The organism is Pseudomonas sp. PDM26, assembly GCF_019219185.1.
GTDB lineage: Bacteria > Pseudomonadota > Gammaproteobacteria > Pseudomonadales > Pseudomonadaceae > Aquipseudomonas.
The window spans coordinates 92,417-110,520 of record NZ_JAHUWC010000015.1 but is presented as its reverse complement, the minus strand read 5'-3'; the positions used below and the strand labels follow the sequence as shown (position 1 = coordinate 110,520).

16 protein-coding genes are annotated in these 18,104 nt (G+C 61.9%); 8 read left to right on the top strand and 8 right to left on the bottom strand.

What is annotated here, in order from left to right:
- Window positions 1-43 precede the first annotated feature (43 nt).
- A complete protein-coding gene (locus tag KW849_RS25755) occupies window positions 44-757 on the top strand; it encodes an ABC transporter permease (RefSeq protein WP_218431998.1) in 714 nt (237 codons plus the stop codon).
- An 18-nt stretch (window positions 758-775) separates the two neighbouring features.
- The gene (locus KW849_RS25750) at window positions 776-1,474 is read left to right on the top strand and encodes an ABC transporter permease (RefSeq protein WP_218431996.1); all 699 of its coding nucleotides are present in this window, start codon (window positions 776-778) and stop codon (window positions 1,472-1,474) included.
- 63 nt (window positions 1,475-1,537) lie between these two features.
- Here KW849_RS25750 and KW849_RS25745 read toward each other — a convergent pair whose 3' ends face one another.
- Window positions 1,538-2,173 (bottom strand): TetR family transcriptional regulator C-terminal domain-containing protein, encoded by a 636-nt coding sequence (locus KW849_RS25745; RefSeq protein WP_218431994.1) that lies wholly within the window; start codon window positions 2,171-2,173, stop codon window positions 1,538-1,540.
- A 117-nt stretch (window positions 2,174-2,290) separates the two neighbouring features.
- Here KW849_RS25745 and KW849_RS25740 point away from each other — a divergent pair, with 117 nt between their 5' ends.
- Entirely contained in the window at window positions 2,291-3,307 is a 1,017-nt protein-coding gene (locus KW849_RS25740) for a succinylglutamate desuccinylase/aspartoacylase family protein (RefSeq protein WP_218431993.1), read from the top strand.
- Window positions 3,308-3,507: 200 nt separating this feature from the next.
- On the opposite strand, the gene KW849_RS25735 is transcribed toward KW849_RS25740, so the two are convergent.
- The gene (locus tag KW849_RS25735) at window positions 3,508-3,861 is read right to left on the bottom strand and encodes a DUF6124 family protein (RefSeq protein ID WP_218431992.1); all 354 of its coding nucleotides are present in this window, start codon (window positions 3,859-3,861) and stop codon (window positions 3,508-3,510) included.
- Window positions 3,862-4,485: 624 nt separating this feature from the next.
- Here KW849_RS25735 and KW849_RS25730 point away from each other — a divergent pair.
- Both KW849_RS25730 and KW849_RS25725 read left to right on the top strand, forming a co-directional pair.
- Window positions 4,486-4,944, top strand: coding sequence for a hypothetical protein (locus tag KW849_RS25730; RefSeq protein ID WP_218431991.1), 459 nt, complete (start codon window positions 4,486-4,488; stop codon window positions 4,942-4,944).
- 451 nt (window positions 4,945-5,395) lie between these two features.
- Window positions 5,396-8,455, top strand: coding sequence for an Ig-like domain-containing protein (locus tag KW849_RS25725; RefSeq protein WP_371319186.1), 3,060 nt, complete (start codon window positions 5,396-5,398; stop codon window positions 8,453-8,455).
- A 109-nt stretch (window positions 8,456-8,564) separates the two neighbouring features.
- On the opposite strand, the gene phnE is transcribed toward KW849_RS25725, so the two are convergent.
- The 4 genes from phnE to KW849_RS25705 are packed head-to-tail and all read right to left on the bottom strand — an operon-like array spanning window position 8,565 to window position 11,795.
- A complete protein-coding gene (phnE, locus tag KW849_RS25720) occupies window positions 8,565-9,332 on the bottom strand; it encodes a phosphonate ABC transporter, permease protein PhnE (protein WP_218431990.1) in 768 nt (255 codons plus the stop codon).
- Entirely contained in the window at window positions 9,329-10,156 is an 828-nt protein-coding gene (locus KW849_RS25715; protein ID WP_218431987.1) for an ABC transporter permease, read from the bottom strand. Before KW849_RS25715 ends, phnE begins: the two co-directional genes overlap by 4 nt.
- The gene (locus KW849_RS25710) at window positions 10,150-10,947 is read right to left on the bottom strand and encodes a phosphonate ABC transporter ATP-binding protein (RefSeq protein ID WP_218431985.1); all 798 of its coding nucleotides are present in this window, start codon (window positions 10,945-10,947) and stop codon (window positions 10,150-10,152) included. The genes KW849_RS25715 and KW849_RS25710 overlap by 7 nt, the downstream gene beginning before the upstream one ends.
- Window positions 10,944-11,795, bottom strand: coding sequence for a putative selenate ABC transporter substrate-binding protein (locus KW849_RS25705; RefSeq protein WP_218431981.1), 852 nt, complete (start codon window positions 11,793-11,795; stop codon window positions 10,944-10,946). The genes KW849_RS25710 and KW849_RS25705 overlap by 4 nt, the downstream gene beginning before the upstream one ends.
- Window positions 11,796-12,225: 430 nt before the next feature.
- Here KW849_RS25705 and KW849_RS25700 point away from each other — a divergent pair, with 430 nt between their 5' ends.
- The 3 genes from KW849_RS25700 to KW849_RS25690 are packed head-to-tail and all read left to right on the top strand — an operon-like array spanning window position 12,226 to window position 14,962.
- Complete coding sequence (locus KW849_RS25700; protein WP_218431979.1) at window positions 12,226-13,686, top strand: PAAR domain-containing protein; 1,461 nt, start codon at window positions 12,226-12,228, stop codon at window positions 13,684-13,686.
- Complete coding sequence (locus tag KW849_RS25695) at window positions 13,683-14,297, top strand: hypothetical protein (protein WP_218431977.1); 615 nt, start codon at window positions 13,683-13,685, stop codon at window positions 14,295-14,297. The genes KW849_RS25700 and KW849_RS25695 overlap by 4 nt, the downstream gene beginning before the upstream one ends.
- Before the next feature lie 50 nt (window positions 14,298-14,347).
- A complete protein-coding gene (locus KW849_RS25690; protein ID WP_218431975.1) occupies window positions 14,348-14,962 on the top strand; it encodes a hypothetical protein in 615 nt (204 codons plus the stop codon).
- A gap of 340 nt (window positions 14,963-15,302) precedes the next feature.
- Here KW849_RS25690 and KW849_RS25685 read toward each other — a convergent pair whose 3' ends face one another.
- The gene (locus tag KW849_RS25685; protein WP_218431973.1) at window positions 15,303-16,481 is read right to left on the bottom strand and encodes a PLP-dependent aspartate aminotransferase family protein; all 1,179 of its coding nucleotides are present in this window, start codon (window positions 16,479-16,481) and stop codon (window positions 15,303-15,305) included.
- Window positions 16,478-17,854: a pyridoxal-phosphate dependent enzyme gene (locus KW849_RS25680; RefSeq protein ID WP_218431971.1), complete on the bottom strand. Its 1,377-nt coding sequence runs from the start codon at window positions 17,852-17,854 to the stop codon at window positions 16,478-16,480. The genes KW849_RS25685 and KW849_RS25680 overlap by 4 nt, the downstream gene beginning before the upstream one ends.
- Window positions 17,855-18,104: the final 250 nt, after the last annotated feature.

The window sequence follows — 18,104 nt, the reverse complement described above, 5'->3', positions numbered from 1 at the left end:
GCTCGCTCCTGCTGGGGACCGTGTCCTCCCACTGGAGAGTGAAATGCCGGCAATGTTCGATCTGATCAATTTCACCGAGCAGGGATGGGGCAGTGCGCTGTTGAAGGGGCTCTGGATGACCCTGCAGATTTCCGCCGGAGCCTTTGTGCTCGGGCTGGCCATCGGGCTGGTGGTGGCGTGCCTCAAGCTGGGCGCGCCGAAGCCGATTGCAGCGCTGATGCGCGGCTACACCACCTTGTTCCGCGCGGTTCCGGAATTGCTGCTGATTCTGTTGCTGTACTACGTCGGCTCCATGCTCCTCAATTCGCTGATGACCCGGTTCGGCTACGACGTGGTGAATGTCAGCGGTCCACTGGCGGCCATCGCGGTGCTGGGGCTGGTGCAGGGCGCGTACGCCTCGGAGATTTTCCGCGCAGCGATCCAGGCGATTCCCTTCGGCCAGATCGAAGCGGCCAAGGCATTCGGCCTGAACGGTTTCGGTCTGTTCCGCCGGGTCACGCTGCCGATCATGGCGCCTTACGCCATGGCCGGGATGGCCAACCTGTGGATCAACCTGATCAAGGACAGTGCGCTGATCAGCGTAGTCGGCACCAACGAGCTGCTGTACACCGCCAAGCAAGGCGCGGGGTCGACGCGCCATTATCTGTTGTTCTACCTCACGGCTGCGGCGTTGTATTACGCGGTGACGTTGGCGTCGAACTATGTGTCGGGTCGGCTTGAGCGACGTATTCGTCGCTGGATGCCTCTTGTTGACTGAACCGGCAGAGAGAATGAAATGATTCCAGCGTGGATAGTTGAATACGCGGCACTGTTGGGCCGGGGGCTGCAAACCACCCTCGGGATTCTGTTGATCGCCAGTGTGTTCGGATTTGTCCTGGCGGTGTTGGTGGCGCTGGCGCGGATCTCGAAAAACAAGGTGATCGCCAAGGTCAGCCTGCTCTACACCAGCGTGACGCGCGGTACGCCGTTGCTGATCCAGATCTACATTTTCTACTACGGCCTGGGCAGCCTGTTTGCCCAGTTCCCGCTGATTCGCGGCAGTTTCCTCTGGCCGTACCTGCGCGACGGTTACTGGTACATCGTGTTCGCCCTGGTGGTGTCGGTGGGCGCCTATGTCGGCGAAGTGATTCGCGGTGGCCTGCTGGCGGTACCGAAGGGTGAAATGGAAGCGGCCTCGGCCTTCGGCATGACCGCGCGCCAATCCTTGCTACGGGTGCGTTTGCCCCGGGCGATGCGCCTGTTGCTGCCGACCCTGGCCGGGGAAACCGTGATGCTGCTCAAGTCCACGGCATTGGCCTCGACCATCGCCGTGATCGACCTGTTGGGCGCCGCCAACGTGGTCCGCGCACAGACCCTGCAGGTGTACGAACCCTTGTTGCTGGTAGCCGGGGTGTATGTCTGCCTGACGTTCCTGATCGAAGCGCTGTTTGCCTTTGCCGAACGGCGCGGGACGCCCGTGCGCAGGTCGGCCTGATGAGTTCGACAAGGGTTGACCACCGTCAGCGGCACCCTGGCAATGATCTTCGGCCGGCATTCGTCACAAGGCGTCGTCGGTGCTGAATGCTCCGTGACGCAGCCCTTTTATCCAGCAACGGCAGATATGCAATCCGTTGGCGGCGCTGAAGGTCTCGGGGTTCAGGCACCACTCGAGCCAGAGACCGTCGAGCATCGCCGATAAGCCGATGGCCGCCAGGCGGGTGTCGTGAATCACGAAGCCTTCGCTGGCTGCCAGCCCGTCGAGCAACTGGCGGATCAGGTCGAGGTAGGCGCGGTAGCTTTTTTCGTGGGACTGGCTGACGTATTCGGAGTGACGGATCAGGCTCCAGAACACCACCCAAACGCCGAGCAGTTGCGGGTCCATGACCCTGGGCGAGAACGAGCCTTCCAGGAAGGCATCGATCTTTTGCGCAGGTGTCTGGGCCTGCTCGATTTCCTGGCGCAGGGCCGTGGTCAGTTCGCTCGCCAGCCGCTGGTAGGTGTCGGCGATCAGTGCCTCGATGCTGCCGAAGTGATGGTTGAGCAGCCCCACGGACACTCCGGCTTCAGTGGCAATGCGTCGCACGGAAATCCCGGCGTGACCGTCGCGGCCCAGGCAGCGCAGGGTGGCAGCCACCAGCATTTCGCGGCGGTCTTCGGGTTCGGCGCGGCGGTTTTTCGGGGCATCGATTGTCACAAGGCTGTCCTTGGGTGAGGTTCCACGATGCCGAGCTTAGTTGAACGTCTGTTCAATCACCAGCCTCGGCAGCAGCGATACAACGTTTTTCAACGTTCACGGCGGGAGGGAAAGCCAATGCCGCAGGATATTTCGTTCAGTGTTCGCAACAACAACGGCGATACCGTGCGGGTCGGTGCCTGGCGCTATGCAGGCGACGGCAGCGGGCCAAACGTGCACTTGCAGGCGGGCGTACATGCCGATGAAATCGCCGGGATGCTGGTCCTGCACCTGCTGATGCAACGACTGCAAACCGCTGAATCCCAGGGCCGGCTCAAGGGCAATGTGACCGTGGTGCCGCAGGCCAATCCGCTGGGCATCGGGCAGTTTCGCCAGGGGCGGATTCTCGGCCGTTATCACGACGCGACCGGGCATAACTTCAATCGCTCGTTCGACCAGTCGGCGGCCATGGAACAACCTTCGACCTGCGTCCAGGAGTGGCAAAAGAAACTGGTGCAACTGGCCGCCCCGGCCGATGTGATGCTCGACCTGCACACCGATGACGAGGCCTTGCCATACCTCTACGTACACCGCAGTTTCTGGCCCCGTGGTCGCGAACTGGCGGCGGCGATGAAGATGGATGTGGCGATCATCTGGGATGACGGCGGCGATGGCTCCTTCGAGGAAACCATCATTGCCCCATGGCTGCGCGAAGGCGTCACCGAGCACCGCATGGCGGCGACCCTGGAGCTGCGCGGGCAGGGCGATGTCAGCGACCGTTTTGCCGAGTCCGATGCCGAAGGGCTGTACAACTGGCTGTGCGGTTGCGGTGTCATCGATGAGCAAGTTTCACCGGCTGACTGGCCCGTCGAAGCCGTGGAAATGGGCCACATGGAAACCATCATCGCGCCGCAACCCGGCGTGCTGATCTTCGAAAAAGAGCTGGGGGATTTTGTTGAAGAAGGCCAGAGGTTTGCACGGATTCTCAGGATACCGGGCGATCCGTCCACCGAAGTGGTGCTGCACGCCGAGCAAGCGGGGCGGCTGGTGACGCGTTATCGCGACCGGCTGATACCCCAAGGCATGGGGGTGGCGAAATTCACCGGCAGCCGGGTGTCCCGCAACTGGAGTGGCGGGTTGCTTGACCCGAACTAGCGTTAGCCCAGCAAACATCAAACACACAAAGCCTGTGGCGAGGGAGCTTGCTCCCGTTCGGCGGCGAAGCCGTCGCAAAGCCTGCCTGCACGATTGGACTGAAGAAAAGCGGGGGCCGCTTCGCTGCCCAACGGGAGCAAGCTCCCTCGCCACAGGGTCAGTGTTAGCCACAGGGTCTGTGTTAGTCACAGATTCAGTGATTATTCGCGCGGGTCGATTTGGTCCAGCACCCGATTCGCCGTGATCTCCGCCAACATCACGCTGTTGGAAATCCCCAGCAGGGCATTGCGTGAGCCGCCGTCCAGATGATCCACCAACTGGTGCACCATCACATCGACCGAGGCCAGCGTTTCGACCAGATACACCATCAGGGTTTCGGTATCGGCCTTGGGATCTACGGTAAACAGGGTGCTGGGTGTGCGTGGTGTGGCTTTGATATCTGCGGTCGAGGGGAAGGCGAGGGCGCGTTCGGCGGCTTCGTTGAGCGTTTTTGAATCGGGTTCGGACGGGGATGTCGGATCGGTGTCCGGCGGGTTGGGGGTGACTTTGAACATGGCTGTCTCCGCTTCATGGTTGAAGCTGCCACGTTCGTTTCCAGACGAAGAGGTGGCAGCTGTACGCAGGCTGGAAACCCGGGGAAACGGCAACCCGGTAGACCCGAAGGTCTCCCGCGCACAGCCGCCATAACGGAGTGCACACTTAAAAGCGTGCAAGCCTAGGTTATGAAGGGCGCAGTGGCGCCATTTTCATTTCGGGGTTTCCAGACCCGGTCACTGAACAGGCAGCGACACGCGAACGATAGAACCCGCGCCCTAGACGCACAAGCCGGCGGATTCTGGCGTAACCGTAGGCAACGACGCAAGGTCTTGTAGCCCTCAGGAAATAACCTACAACCTTTTTAAACAAGCGCTCCTGGGCGATGTCGGGCGGTTGCCCTCAGCGGACACAAGCGAGACGGATTAGCTCAATACCGGCTTTCGTGTATCGCTGTGTATCAGGGCACGGCATCCGCATACAGCCATACAAAACCCACTCTTTACGGATACAGCCGGGATACACCACCGGGGCCAAATAGACCTGCCAAAGCGAGATGCACCCTGCAACTCGCCACCAGGTTTATCAACCCTTGTGGTACGACCAATAACGGTCCAGCCGCGCAAATGATCCGGAGTATCAACATGTCTCGTATCCAGTCGAACAAAACCCGTATTGGCCTGATCGCTGTTGCACTGGTCGGCGGTATCAACTTCGCGTCCACTGCGTTTTCCGCCGAAGCCTTGCCTCAGGGCTATCAGGTGGCTTCCGCGGAAAAGACCAGCGAAGGCAAGTGTGGCGAAGGCAAGTGCGGTGCCGAAGCCAGCGCGCAAAAGACCCAGGCCGAGGGCAAGTGCGGTGAAGGCAAGTGCGGCGATGCGTCTTTCGCGCGCACCGACACCGATGATGACGGACGCGTGTCGCTCAAGGAACTGCTGGCGGTGGCGCCCAAGGGCACTGGGGAATTCAAGGCGATGGACACCAACGGCGACGGTTTCCTGTCCGAGGGGGAGGTGTACAAGTTCCGCACCAACCAGTTCATTTCCAACGGCAAGAAAGTACCGACCGAGCTGTTCACCAAGTTGAGCCAGGCTAAAGGCTGATCGGCCGCAACGAAAAACCCTTCCTGTGTTGACGCGCAGGAAGGGTTTTTTGCGTGGGCAGTACTGGTTTGCTCGTCAGGCGCGAAATTGCACTGCACTTGAGCACCGAATGCCTGCGCTAAAAGTAAAGGTTTCAATCCTCTCCATAAATGGGGCACTACACCCACGAGCGGGTGTTTTCCACCTAATTAGAGGGGTATTCCCCACTCACTCTTCTCTCGTTTGAAACACTCAAAAATAGTTTATTAATTTATCTGGATTTTTTCTCCCCCTCTGGTGTGATGGCCCATTAATTGCCGTCCTCTTGTACCCGCAATAGCTGTGTCCCAGACATCCTGGCGACGGTGGGTTTCGCCAGACTCGATATGTCGCGAGGGGTGAAAAAATGAAACGCACGACATCACTTCGCAGCTCCATCGCCTTTCTGCACAGGACAAGCCTGCCCTGTGCGATGCTCCTTACCCTGACCAGCATGGCAAGCGCCGTGCCGCTGGATGATTTCGGCCCGCCACCTCCGACGGACCCCTCGGCGTTTAGCAACCCGCCGGCCGACCTCGATGCCGCGGCGGCTGCCTTACGGGCCTCGCCACCCGCCAACCAGGGCGCCCTCGCCCTGCCCAATGGCGTATTTGGTGACCGGAACACGCCACGGGCCGAAAACGTGCTGCCGCCAGCCCTGCAGACATCCTTCAATATCCCCACCAATGGCAATCCCAGCCCATTGTTCGGGGCCCAGCCGTATACGCAGCAACTGTTGCTGTTCGAAGAATTCGGCACGGAAAAACTCGACCCGGCGTTGCCCGCACCGCCCCTGACCTTCCCGGTTCCGCTCGTCGGCCCGGCGCCCACGCAGGACCCGAACAACACCGCCCGCAGCAGCCCTTCGCCCGCGGCGCTGGAAGCCTTCATGCGCCAGCCGGGGCTGTTCCCGTTTCCGTCGCAATTTTCCAACGTGCTGGACCGTAACCCGTGGCAAGCGCAGATCGAAGCCTTCCTCAACCGCCATCCGGTCGGCTCGCCGGCCGAAGGTCGTCCGCCAGGAAAAGGCTGGTCGCACCAGCGCTGGAACGAGTTCTTCCCGCAGGTCGGCTTCAAAACCGTGCAAGCGGGTGCCCAGATCAACAGCGGCATGCGCGACCACCGACAGTTGCACAACTACGCTGTCGGTGAGTTCGGGCCGGGCGGGCTCTACAACCAGACCTCGGACACCCCGGTCCTGGTGGGCACCACCCAAGGCATCAATGTTCGTTTTCACCCCAACATGCCGATTCAGGACCACAAGGCGCTCTGGACCTTCGACGGCACTTTTCCGCCAAAACTGTTGATGGTGCGTTACGGTCAGGCCGCGCTGATGCGCCACTACAACGCCCTGCCGATCGATCCGTCGGCCAACATGGGGTTTGGCCTGCACACCATTACAACCCATGAACACAACGGCCACTCCCCGGCTGAAAGCGATGGTTTTGCCGGTGCGTTTTTCTTTCCGGGGCAGTACTACGACTATCGCTGGCCGATCCAGTTGGCCGGTTACGACACCATCAACACCACCGCTCAGGATCCGCGCGCGGCGTTCCCCTGCGCCCCGGGCGAAACCCTGTTTGTCAACGATGCCACACCGGGCCTCAAGACGTGCAACAACGGCAGCATCAAGATCCGCGGCGACTGGCACGAAACCATGAGCACCCACTGGTTCCATGACCACATGCTCGATTTCACCGCGCAGAACGTCTACAAGGGCAACGCGGTGATGATGAATTACTACAGCGCCCTGGATCGCGGTAACGAAGCCTTCGAAGACGGCGTCAACCTGCGCCTGCCCAGCGGTTCGGCGCTGCCTTGGGGCAACCGCGACTATGACGTCAACCTGCTGGTGGCCGACAAGGCTTGGGATCAGAACGGCCAGCTGTGGTTCAACCCGTTCAACACCGACGGTTTTCTCGGCGATCAGGTCCTGGTCAACTGGCAGTACCAGCCGCGCCTGAACGTGCGGGCGCGCAGCTATCGCTTCCGCATCCTCAACGGATCGGTGTCGCGTTACTTCAGGATCGCGCTGGTGCGTGAAGTCCCCGGCACCGGCGGCGAATTCCCCGGCCCGGCAGGTTCCGGCCTGTCTTATAGCCGCGTGCCGTTCCACTTGATCGCCAACGACGGCAACCTGATGGAACACGCCGTGCCGTTCGACGGCAGCATGGACCTGGACGGTAACGGCGATCCCCAGGACCACAACGCCATCCTGCCCACCCAGGGCATCGCCGAGCGTTTCGACATCATCGTCAATTTCGCGAAAAACGGGATCAACACCGGCGACAAGCTGTACTTCGTCAACCTGTTGGAGCACCAGAACGGCAAGAAGCCGACAGCTACAGTGCTGAGCCTGGCCGATGTCCTGTCCGGGACGTACAAGGCGGTGATCAGGCTGGGCAGCAAAGGGCCGGAATGGGTCGGCGGCGACCCGGGGGTGGGCAAGTTCCTGCAGTTGGTGGTCCAGCCTTATGCCGGCCAGGACGTGAGCATGAACCCCGCCGACTTCGAGCCCGCCAAACCGGGCAAGCCAGCCGGCAAGACCATGATCCCGCTAACCCTCAACCGTGACGATCCGGCGGTGCAGGCCAGGCTCCAGGTGGCGCGGCATCGCGAGTTCAGCTTCGGCCGCTCCGACGGCACCGACGAAACACCCTGGACCATCAAGACCGACGGTGGTGAGTTTGGCTTCCCCATGGACCCTCGAGTCATCAGCGCCGCTCCGCAACTGGCCAACGGCCCGACCCCTGCCGGGTTCTCCGGCGACGGTACCCTGGAAGTATGGAGAATCATGAGCGGCGGCAACGGCTGGAACCACCCGGTGCACGTGCACTTCGAAGAGGGGATCATCCTCAGCCGCGATGGCAACCCACCGCCGGAATGGGAAAAATGGGCGCGCAAGGACGTTTATCGCGTCGGTGATGGCATCGACAGCTCGGTGGACGTGGAAATGGCCATCCACTTCCGTGAATTCGCCGGGACCTACATGGAGCACTGCCACAACACCCAGCACGAGGACACGTCCATGCTGCTGCGCTGGGATGTCGAGCACCCCGGCCAGTTCCAGTTGATGCCAGCACCCATACCCGGCTGGGACGGCGTCACCTACATCAACTCCGCCGCGCTGCCGACCTTCCGCACTGGCGATACCCGTGCCAATAACGACGGCAATAACCAAATACCGATCGCCAACCCCGACAGCGCCATCAGCAACACCGGTCAACCGGTGCCCATCAACGTCCTGGCCAACGACACCGACCCTGACGGTAACGTGCCACTTAGAGTGGTGGGGCTGGAGCAACCGGACTCCGGCAAGGGCGTGGTCAGCACCGATGGTGTGCGCGTGACCTACACACCACCGGCCACGGTCGCTGCGCCGTTCACCGCGACCTTTATCTATAAAGCCGCCGATGCCAAGGGCGCGGAGTCGGCACCGGCGACGGTGTCCGTGGCGGTCTCGGCAGCGGTCACGGTCACCGCGAGCCAGTAGTGGCGCACTGAGTACAACTACGCTTTAGCGATGAGGGCCTCATTGAGGCCCTCTTGCTACAAGCAAATTGACAACTTGCCTGGTTGTGAAATCTCCAGAAGACTCGCAATCACGCCTTGACCCAACGCTGACGACTCCAACTGCTCAGCCCATCAACGGCAAACACCAGCAGCAACATGGCCAGGATCACCGTACTGGCCTGGGCCTCCTGGAACAGGCTGAGGCTGACATAGAGCATCTGCCCCAAACCGCCGGCACCGACAAAACCGAGCACGCTGGCCATGCGGATGTTGTTTTCCCAGCGGTACAGGATGTACGCCAACAGCTGGGGGAACAGGTTGGGCAGGGTGCCGTAGCAGAAGGCCCAGACGACGTTGCCGCCTTGCAAGCGGATGGCTTCCGCCGGTTGCGGCGGGGTGTTTTCCAGTGCTTCGGCGAAGAGTCGACCCAGCACCCCGGCGGTGTGCATGGCCAGTGCGAGGGTCCCGGCGTTGGGGCCGAGTCCGGCCGCTAGCACCATCAACGCCGCCCACACCAGTTCGGGAATGGCGCGCAGGCCATTGAGCACAAGGCGCGACGCGCTCTGCAACGGCCAACCGAAACGCCCGGCCGCAGGCAGCGCCAGGACCAGGCCGAAGACCGCCGCGAGCAGGGTGCCCAGGGCCGACATGGCCAGGGTTTCCACGGCGCCACGGCCGATGGCGTGCAGATGGCCGGCGCTCAAGTCCGGGCTGAGAAAGCGCAGCACGTAGGCGCCCATCTGTGCAAGGTTAGCGCTGCCCGTCAGTTCGCCGAGATCGATGCCCAGATAGCTGAACGAGACGACGACTGCCGCGACGATGCACAGGATCAGCAGCAGGTTGATCAGGCGATTCATGCGAACCTCCAGCGCAACAGGCGGCTGATCTGATCGGCGAGCAGCACCAGGACGAAAAAGGTCAGCAACATGCTCGCCACTTCACCGCCGGCGAACATGCGCAACGACAAGTCGATCTGCTGGCCCAACCCGCCGGCACCGACGAAGCCCATCACCACCGACGCGCGGATGGCGCATTCCCAGCGGTACACCGTGTACGACAGCAACTCCGCCCCGACATTGGGCAGGGTGCCGTAGCAGAACGCCGCCAACCGGCTGCTGCCGGCTTGCAGCAGCGCATGGGCCGGACGCTGGTCGACCGACTCGAAGATCTCCGCGTAGACCTTGCCCAGCATGCCGCTGTAGGTGATGGCAATCGCCAGCACCCCGGCCGTCGGGCCCAAGCCGACGGCGCGTACGAACAGCAATGCCCAGACGATTTCCGGCACGCTGCGCAGGAAGATCAGCAACCCGCGCACCGGCCAGCGCAACAGCCGGCCCAGGGCGCTCGGGCGACCGCTGCGTGAAGCCGCCGACAACGACAGTGCCCGACTGGCCAGCAGACTGGCGGGTACGGCCAACAGCAAGGCCAGGGCCATGCCGGCGGTGGCGATGGCCAGTGTCTGCAGCGTGGCTTGCCACAGCAACTGGAGGAACTCTTCGCCATGGGCCGGCGGCCAGAAGGCTGAGACAAACCGACCCATCTCACTCTGGTTGTCGGCCTTGAGCAGCACACCCAGGTCCAGCTCGCTGAAATGGATACCCGGCCACAGCAGGGCCAGCGCCAACAGACTGAGCAGCAGGCGGGGCAGGGTGGCCGGGTCTCGTATATCGCGGGTCAGCATCGGGGAATCTGCAGGATCAAGGGCGCCACCGGCGTGGGCGGCGATAGCAGTTGCTCGTTGGCGTAGAGCTTGTCGAGCAATTGCTGGTCGATGTCGCTGGCGGGAAGATCGAACAGGATCTGCCCTTCACGCAAACCGATGATGCGTGAAAAGTGCGTCAGGGCCAGCTCCACGGCATGCAGGCTGGCGACCAGCGTCACGTTGTGCTCCCGGGCATGGCGGCAGAGGATCGACAGGGTGTGCCCGGCCAGTACAGGGTCCATCGCCGACACCGGCTCATCAGCCAACAGCACTTCGGGCGCCTGGTACAGCACGCGGGCAATGCCCACACGCTGCAACTGACCGCCGGACAATTGCTGGCACTGGGCGAACAGCTTGTCACCCAGGTCCAGCTTGAGCAGTGCCGCCCGCGCGCCCGGAACATCCGCCGGATGCAACAGGCTCAACAGGCTTTTGGCAAAACTCCATTGCCCCAGCTTTCCGGCCAGCACCGCCGTGACCACCCGCTGCCGCGCAGGCAGTGGCGGCGCCTGATGCACCAGGCCGATGCGTGCACGCAGCCGTTGGCGCTGTCGGGCGTCAAGCTGCCAGGCTTGCTCGCCGAGCACCTCGACCGTGCCGCTGCCGGGGCGCAGGGCGGTAGCCAACAGGTTGAGCAGGCTCGACTTGCCGGCGCCGGACGGACCGATGATCGCGACCTGCTCACCGGCAGCGATGTGCAGGTCGACCTCATGCAGCGCACGCACGCCATTGCCGTGGGTGAGGCTGACCCGGTTCAGATGCAGTGTCATTTCAGCAGGTCGGCAGCGCGCGCGGCTTCCTCGATGCCCTTGTAGTTCTCAGGCTGGGTCTCGATGAAGCGGCTGGCGGCTTGCAGGTCCAGAATCGCTTTTTGCTCCGGGTTGGCCGGGTCGAGCGCGAGGAAGGCCACCTTGATTTTGTTGGCAAGGGCCGGGTCGAGGGTGCCGCGCACGGTCCAGTTGTAGTCGAAGTAGGCCGGCGTGGTGGCGAAGACCTTGACCTTGTCGGTGTCGACCTTGCCGGCCGCGACCAGTTTTGCCCAGACGCTGGCATTGAGCACGCCGGCGTCCACTTTGCCGGCCTGGACCCAGGCGACGGTGGCGTCGTGGGCGCCGGAGTAGCCGACACGGCTGAAGTAAGTTTCCGGCTTGATGCCGTCCTGCAGCATGAAATAACGCGGCATCAAACTGCCCGACGTCGACGACACCGAGCCGAAGGCGAACGATTTGCCCTTGAGGTCGGCCAGCGACTTGACGGCCGGGTCGGCGCTGATGAATTTGCTGGTGAACTGGGCGTCCTGCTCACGCTGTACCAATGGAATGGCATTGCCGGTTTTCTGCCGTGCCTGCACGAAGGTGAAACCGCCCAGCCACGCCATGTCGATACGGTCGGTGGCCAGCGCCTCGACTACCGCCGGGTAGTCGGACACCGGTACGAACTCGACCTTCATGCCCAGTTGCTTCTCCAGGTATTCGCCCAGTGGCTTGAACTTGCGCAGCAATTCGGTGGGGGCTTCATCAGGAATGGCGCTGACCTTGAGGGTCTCGGCGGCCTGTGCCAGCAGGGTGGAAAGGGACAAGGTCAGGCCAATGGCCACTGCCAGGGTACGTTTGAGCATGGAAGTTCTCCGGTTCAATAGCGGAAAAATGTCGATGCGCCCCGCACAAGCTGATTGCTGCACGACGCTTCGTGAGGGTAGACGAAAACGCCGCGATTATAGGGACTCTTGCGTGCCAGACCAGCAAAACCTGTAGGAGCGAGCTTGCTCCGGGCGGCGCTCCGACGATGCACGCGAACGATTACGCGTGCAGGCTGGAGAAAAGCGGTTTCCTTCACATTTATCGTAGGAAGACCGCAGCAGAAGGCGATTGATTCTCCATTTCCTACACGCATCTCGGAAACATCCCATTTACGTTTATTTCCCTTCGCGTCAACCCTGTGCGCCGCATTTTGCCATGCCTCCGTTTTCACTCGGGGCAGGCGCAAATTGCTCGTAGGCGGGTGCACTGCCCCGCTCAAGTCATCAACACACACAAGGATTTGAGTCTATGGCAAAGGGATATTTCATTCGCAAGGGTGACAAGACCAGCTGCGGCGGCGAGGTGCTGGACGGCGATACCCGCATCACGGTGTTTGGCTTCGCCCATGCTCGTGCAGGGGACCCGGTGTCCTGCGGCAAGGACAACAAAACCTACGAAATCGAGGGTGGCGTTTCATTCATGGACAGTCACGGCAGGCTGGTGGCCGGCTCATTGGACAGTGCTAGCAGTTGTCCCTGCAAAGCCACGCTGGAGCCTTCGATTTTCATCACCAGTTATATCTCGAAGGTGACTTCAGCGCCCGCCGCCAGGGCCGTCCCGCAACCCGCGACAGCTCCTGCCCCCGGCCATCCGGTCACGGCTCGCCGGTCCGGGTCTGCTTCGACAGCGAAGACTGCCACGCCATCCTTCAGCGAACGGCCGGGAACGGCCTGCGAGAACCTCTGGCGCGGCTACCAGCAACGGGTCGAAAACGTCGTGGCGCCGGGTGGCCAGCTGATTGCCGACCCCAAGGCACGCAACAAGGCGATCAACGCCGCTTACGCCCAACTGTGGCGCCACGACCCGCGTTTCCAGTGGGCGGGGCTGGCGGCCTTTGCCTCCAAGCAGGTGGGCTGCGGCCTGCTGCACGCGGCCGAGTCGATCGACAAGATGCAGGCTGAAGAGGAGACGATGCAGCAGTTGAGGGACAGCGCCAGGCAAGGGCTGGTGGGTTTGCTCAGCCCCAGTGAGCGGGAAAAGCGCGCGACAATACGGGAATTTGAACAGCGCCAACGCGACTACGAACAGGCCAACCGTGACAACCCGGTGTGGGGTTTTACTCATTGGGGGGTTGATAGTGCATTGCCCCTTGCGCAACAGATGTACCGGTTTGTGCACGAGATGTTGGCCATGGGTAATACCACGCTGTTCCTGGATGTGTATCCGTTGCATGTGTTTTATGCGGAGCGAGGGTTGGAGGCGCTTAAGGCTTGTCTGGAATCACGTAGCAACATTTACGGGCATGACCAACATCCAGTGTTGTGGCCGGTCGGGCAGGAAACGCTGAAGTTCGGGACTGACCACAAGGAAATCCTCCTGGCCTTCGAGGCGATTGACGCTGGCAATATCGCGGAAAGTGTCGCGCTTCTTGCCGAACACGAGCAGGTCAATATCCTGCAACCGGCGATGTACAACGACAGCGGTCTAAAATGGTTGCTGCGCGGTAACCATTTCTCCTACGTCACCAACCTTCCTTCCGGGGCTGCTCAGGCCATTGAACTGACCCTGGCCAGTCAGTGCCGTCCCGTCGAGGACGGGCGCACTATTGGTTTTAGCAACTTTCCCTTCGCCGACCTGGCTGACGTCGAGCGGCGCATGGCCTTCGTGCTTAAAGCCGCGGCGCAGTTTGACGATTTGCTGCAAAGCGACCAGCGTGACCAGATTGAGCAGTCGATTCGGGAAATCGCCGTGGGTGGGGGCGTGCGATGAGTTTGATGCACCATCTGAGCTGGCGGCGTAGCATTTTGGTATTGGTGGTCGCATCCCTCCTGACGCTGTCAGCAATTGAGTTGCTATCGGACGAACCGGAAATCGCCTTGGTGATTGGTGAGCCATACGAGACCATGCGGCAGCGCTCCAGCGCGAGCATTGGCCCCGCCATACCGGGCCACTCATGGTTCAACGTCCCCAGGTCTGATGCCCGCCTGCGTTTCGTAGATCCTCAATACGGATTTGTAACCCCTTTGGCTCGCTTCTTTACCGTGAGTTTTACTGACGAGAAGGTGAGGAGCGTCCGCATGTCCCCGCAAATCGAGCCGCTATTACTCGACGACACCCTCAAGGTCGTGTTGGATTTGCAGGAGCAATGGCGCAACGCTGGCTGGACCCCTATCAAGGTCGATTACTTCCCTTCATTCGCCGACACCCCGCAATGGCGAGCCCAATTGCGGGACGTGAACAAAGGCGGCAAAGCTTACTGGCATGCGGGCACCCAGTATCAAGTGTTGTTGGTAGTGAGTCGCTTTCGGGACAAAAAGCGCCCCACGGAAGAGCGCTACCTCATCACGCTGGCACTGGCCACGCCATGGACTAACCCTTGACCCCGCGCCATAAATGCAGACGCAGCATTCGCCGTGGGTGGGGGCGTGCGATGAGTTTGATGCATCGCGTGGGTTGGCGACTTGGTGTCGTTGTACTCGCAGTCACGGTTCTCCTGACAGTGGTGGTGATTCAACTCCTGTCGGATGAGCCAGAAATTGCGTTGATGATTGGCGAGCCTTGGGAAGATATGCGCCAACGCTCCAGTGCAGCCATAGGTCCAGCCATCCCAGGACACTACTGGTTCAAAATCCCAAGTACCGATGCTCGCCTGCGTTTCGTAGACCCTCAATACGGGTTTGTGACCCCACTGGCGCGCTTTCTCAGCGTAAGTTTCGATGATGAGCGAGTTGGCAATGTCCGCATGTCTCCACAAATCGAGCCACTACTGCTCGACGACACCCTCAAGGTCGTGCTGGATCTGCAGGACCAATTGCGCGCAGCCGGCTGGACTCCGATCCGAATCGAGGAAGATCCACCATTCGCCGATACGCCAGAATGGCGAGCCCGATTGCGCGACGTGAACAAGGGCGGCACCTCCTATTGGCATGCGGGTAACCAGTATCAAGTGATGCTGGTAGTCGGACGTTTCAAGGACAAAAAGCGCCCCACGGAAGAGCGCTACCTCATCACGCTGGCATTGGCCACGCCATGGACTAACCCTTGACCCCGCGCCATAAAAGCAGACGCAGCTTTCGCCGCGGGTGGAGGAGTGCAATGAGTCTGAGTCGTCTGGGTTGGCGACGCGGTGCGATGCGCTCCGATGAAATTGTCGCGATTATGGGGACTCTTGCGTGCTTGGGCAGCGTTGCAGCAGGGGAGAGGGCCAAAACGGAACTGTAGGAGCGAGCCTGCTCCGGGCGGCGTTCCGACGATTGCGGAGTGTCAGCCAGCATCAATATCGACTGATCCGCCGCCATCGCGAGCAGGCTCGCTCCTACAGTGGATCTCTGGTGAACACAAAATTTGTGTATGACAGAAATTCAAAAGTGTGGGAACGACGGAGCTTACATCCGCGCCAACGCCTGCGCCAAATCCGCACGCAAGTCCTCGACATCCTCAACCCCCACCGACAACCGCACCAACCCGTCGCCAATCCCCAGCTCTGCGCGGGTATCGGGTGGAATGGTGGCGTGGGTCATGATCGCCGGGTGTTCGATCAGGCTTTCCACGCCGCCCAGGCTCTCGGCCAGGGCGAAGATCTGCACGCTCTCGAGGAAGCGTTTGGTGCCGGCCAGGTCGCTGTTGAGGTCGAGGGCAATCATCCCGCCGAAACCGCGCATTTGCCGTTGGGCCAGTTCGTGTTGCGGGTGCGATGGCAGGCCCGGGTAATAGACCCGTGAGACTTGCGGCTGGCGTTCCAGCCACAGCGCCAGTTCCATTGCGTTGCTGCAATGGCGCTCCATGCGCAGGGCCAGGGTTTTCACCCCGCGCAGGGTGAGGAAGGCGTCGAACGGGCCGGCGATGGCGCCGACGGCGTTTTGCAGGAAGCCCAGGCGCTCGGCCAGTTCGGCGTTCTGCCCGACCACGGCGATGCCGCCGATCACGTCGGAGTGGCCGTTGAGGTATTTGGTGGTCGAGTGCAGCACGATGTCGAAACCCAGCTCCAGCGGGCGCTGGATCCACGGGCTGGCGAAGGTGTTGTCGGCCACGCAGATGATGCCGCGGGCGCGGCAGGTGCGGGCGATGGCGGCCAGGTCCGTGAGGCGCAGCAGCGGATTGCTCGGGGTCTCGACCATGACCATCCGGGTGTCGTCTTGCAGGGATGCCTCGAACGCCGCCAGGTCGGTCAGGTCGACGAAGCTGAAACGGTGCCCGGCGCTGCGCTGGCGCACCTTGTCGAACAGGCGGAAGGTGCCGCCGTACAGATCGTTACCCGAGACGATGTGCGAGCCGGCGTCGAGCAGTTCCAGCACCGTGGAAATGCTCGCCAGCCCCGAGGCGAAGGCAAAGGCCCGGATGCCGCCTTCGAGGTCGGCCACGCAACGCTCCAGCGCCCAGCGCGTCGGGTTGTGCGAACGCCCGTAGTCCAGGCCCTTGTGCACCCCGGGGCTCTGTTGCAGGTAGGTGGAGTTGGCGTAGATCGGCGGCATCAACGCCCCGGTCGAAGGGTCCGGCGCTTGCCCGGCGTGGATCACCCGGGTGGCGAAGCCCTGTGGCGGGGCGTTTTTATCCTGTTGACTCATGGCAGGGATCTCCGCAGGTGATTGAGCATGTCGGTTCGGGTAATCAGGCCGTGGAAACCCGAGGCGTCCTGGATGATCGCCACCAACCCACGGCCCAGCTCTGCCTCCAGTTCCGCCAGAGAGGCGTCGGGGGACAGGGTTTGCAGCTTGTCGGTCATGGCGCTGGATACGGCCTTGCGGAAATGCGCAACGTCTTCGTGCACGCCCAGCAGGATGTCGGACTCGTCGATCACGCCGACCAGTTGTTTGCCGTTCACCAGCACCGGTAGCTGCGAGACATCCGCCAGGCGCATGCGCTGAAAAGCCGTCAGTAGCGTGTCATCCGGGCCGACGCTGATCACCCGGCCATCCTCGAAACGCCGCGCGATCAGGTCGCGCAGGTCGCCATAGTGCTTGCGTTGCAGCAGGCCCTGATCGTTCATCCACTGGTCGTTGTAGACCTTCGACAAATAACGCGTACCGGTGTCGCAGACGAAGCTGACCACCCGTTTCGGCTGAGTCTGTTCGCGGCAGTAACGCAGGGCGGCGGCCAGCAGGGTGCCGGTCGACGAGCCGCCGAGAATGCCTTCGACGCGCAGCAACTGGCGGGCGTGGTCAAAGCTTTCTTCGTCGCTGATCGAATAGGCGCGGCGCACGCTGGACAGGTCGGCAATCGACGGAATGAAGTCTTCGCCGATGCCTTCCACCGCCCAGGAACCGGGGGTGGGGAGGGTGCCATTGCGGCTGTATTCGGCCATCACCGAGCCGACCGGGTCGGCCAGAACCATTTCCAGGTCGGGCTGCACGCGTTTGAAGAAACGGGTCAGGCCGGTGAGGGTGCCGGCCGAGCCGACGCCGACGACGATGGCGTCCACATCGTGCTGGGTCTGCGCCCAGATCTCCGGCGCGGTGCTGCATTCATGAGCCAGCGGGTTGGCCGGGTTGTTGAACTGGTCGGCGAAGAACGCATCGGGAATGTCCGCAGCCAGCCGCGCGGCGACGTCCTGGTAATACTCGGGATGGCCTTTGCCGACATCGGATCGGGTGATGTGCACCTCGGCGCCCATGGCCTTGAGGTGCAGGACCTTCTCGGTGGACATCTTGTCCGGCACCACCAGCACCACCCGGTAGCCCTTGGCGCGGCCGACCAGGGCCAGGCCGAGGCCGGTGTTGCCGGCGGTGGCTTCGACGATGGTGCCGCCGGGGCGCAGGCGACCATCGCGTTCGGCGACATCGATCATCGCCAGACCGATGCGGTCCTTGATCGAACCGCCGGGGTTCTGGGATTCGAGTTTGAGAAACAGTGTGCACGGGCCGGTATCGAAACGGCTGACGCGCACCAGCGGGGTATTGCCAATCAGTTCGAGCACGGCAGGACGGGAATTGTCGGGCATGTCATCACTCCTTGCGTAAATCCGCACTGGATGGACAGCAATCCGCGCCGGGTCTTCGCGTCGGTCGCGGGTAATGCATCGCTTGGACCATAGGCCGGGATCGGGTCGACCGCAACCTTGCACAGCCAACCGGTCGCCTCGACGCTTTTTCCTCGTCAGCGACCACAAAAAACATAATTTCGCTATTTCCCGGCTCCGAACAGAATGCGGCCAACACCCTGACACCGATAGCCGCAGCAGAAGAACAACA

What these genes read in the sequence shown, in the direction of transcription:
- KW849_RS25710 (WP_218431985.1), bottom strand. Translation starts at nt 10,947, where the DNA reads ATGACACTGCATCTGAACCGGGTCAGCCTCACCCACGGCAATGGCGTG.
- KW849_RS25755 (WP_218431998.1), top strand. Translation starts at nt 44, where the DNA reads ATGCCGGCAATGTTCGATCTGATCAATTTCACCGAGCAGGGATGGGGC.
- KW849_RS25680 (WP_218431971.1), bottom strand. Translation starts at nt 17,854, where the DNA reads ATGCCCGACAATTCCCGTCCTGCCGTGCTCGAACTGATTGGCAATACC.
- KW849_RS25725 (WP_371319186.1), top strand. Translation starts at nt 5,396, where the DNA reads ATGCTCCTTACCCTGACCAGCATGGCAAGCGCCGTGCCGCTGGATGAT.
- KW849_RS25740 (WP_218431993.1), top strand. Translation starts at nt 2,291, where the DNA reads ATGCCGCAGGATATTTCGTTCAGTGTTCGCAACAACAACGGCGATACC.
- KW849_RS25685 (WP_218431973.1), bottom strand. Translation starts at nt 16,481, where the DNA reads ATGAGTCAACAGGATAAAAACGCCCCGCCACAGGGCTTCGCCACCCGG.
- KW849_RS25700 (WP_218431979.1), top strand. Translation starts at nt 12,226, where the DNA reads ATGGCAAAGGGATATTTCATTCGCAAGGGTGACAAGACCAGCTGCGGC.
- KW849_RS25695 (WP_218431977.1), top strand. Translation starts at nt 13,683, where the DNA reads ATGAGTTTGATGCACCATCTGAGCTGGCGGCGTAGCATTTTGGTATTG.
- KW849_RS25750 (WP_218431996.1), top strand. Translation starts at nt 776, where the DNA reads ATGATTCCAGCGTGGATAGTTGAATACGCGGCACTGTTGGGCCGGGGG.
- phnE (WP_218431990.1), bottom strand. Translation starts at nt 9,332, where the DNA reads ATGAATCGCCTGATCAACCTGCTGCTGATCCTGTGCATCGTCGCGGCA.
- KW849_RS25730 (WP_218431991.1), top strand. Translation starts at nt 4,486, where the DNA reads ATGTCTCGTATCCAGTCGAACAAAACCCGTATTGGCCTGATCGCTGTT.
- KW849_RS25735 (WP_218431992.1), bottom strand. Translation starts at nt 3,861, where the DNA reads ATGTTCAAAGTCACCCCCAACCCGCCGGACACCGATCCGACATCCCCG.
- KW849_RS25715 (WP_218431987.1), bottom strand. Translation starts at nt 10,156, where the DNA reads ATGCTGACCCGCGATATACGAGACCCGGCCACCCTGCCCCGCCTGCTG.
- KW849_RS25705 (WP_218431981.1), bottom strand. Translation starts at nt 11,795, where the DNA reads ATGCTCAAACGTACCCTGGCAGTGGCCATTGGCCTGACCTTGTCCCTT.
- KW849_RS25690 (WP_218431975.1), top strand. Translation starts at nt 14,348, where the DNA reads ATGAGTTTGATGCATCGCGTGGGTTGGCGACTTGGTGTCGTTGTACTC.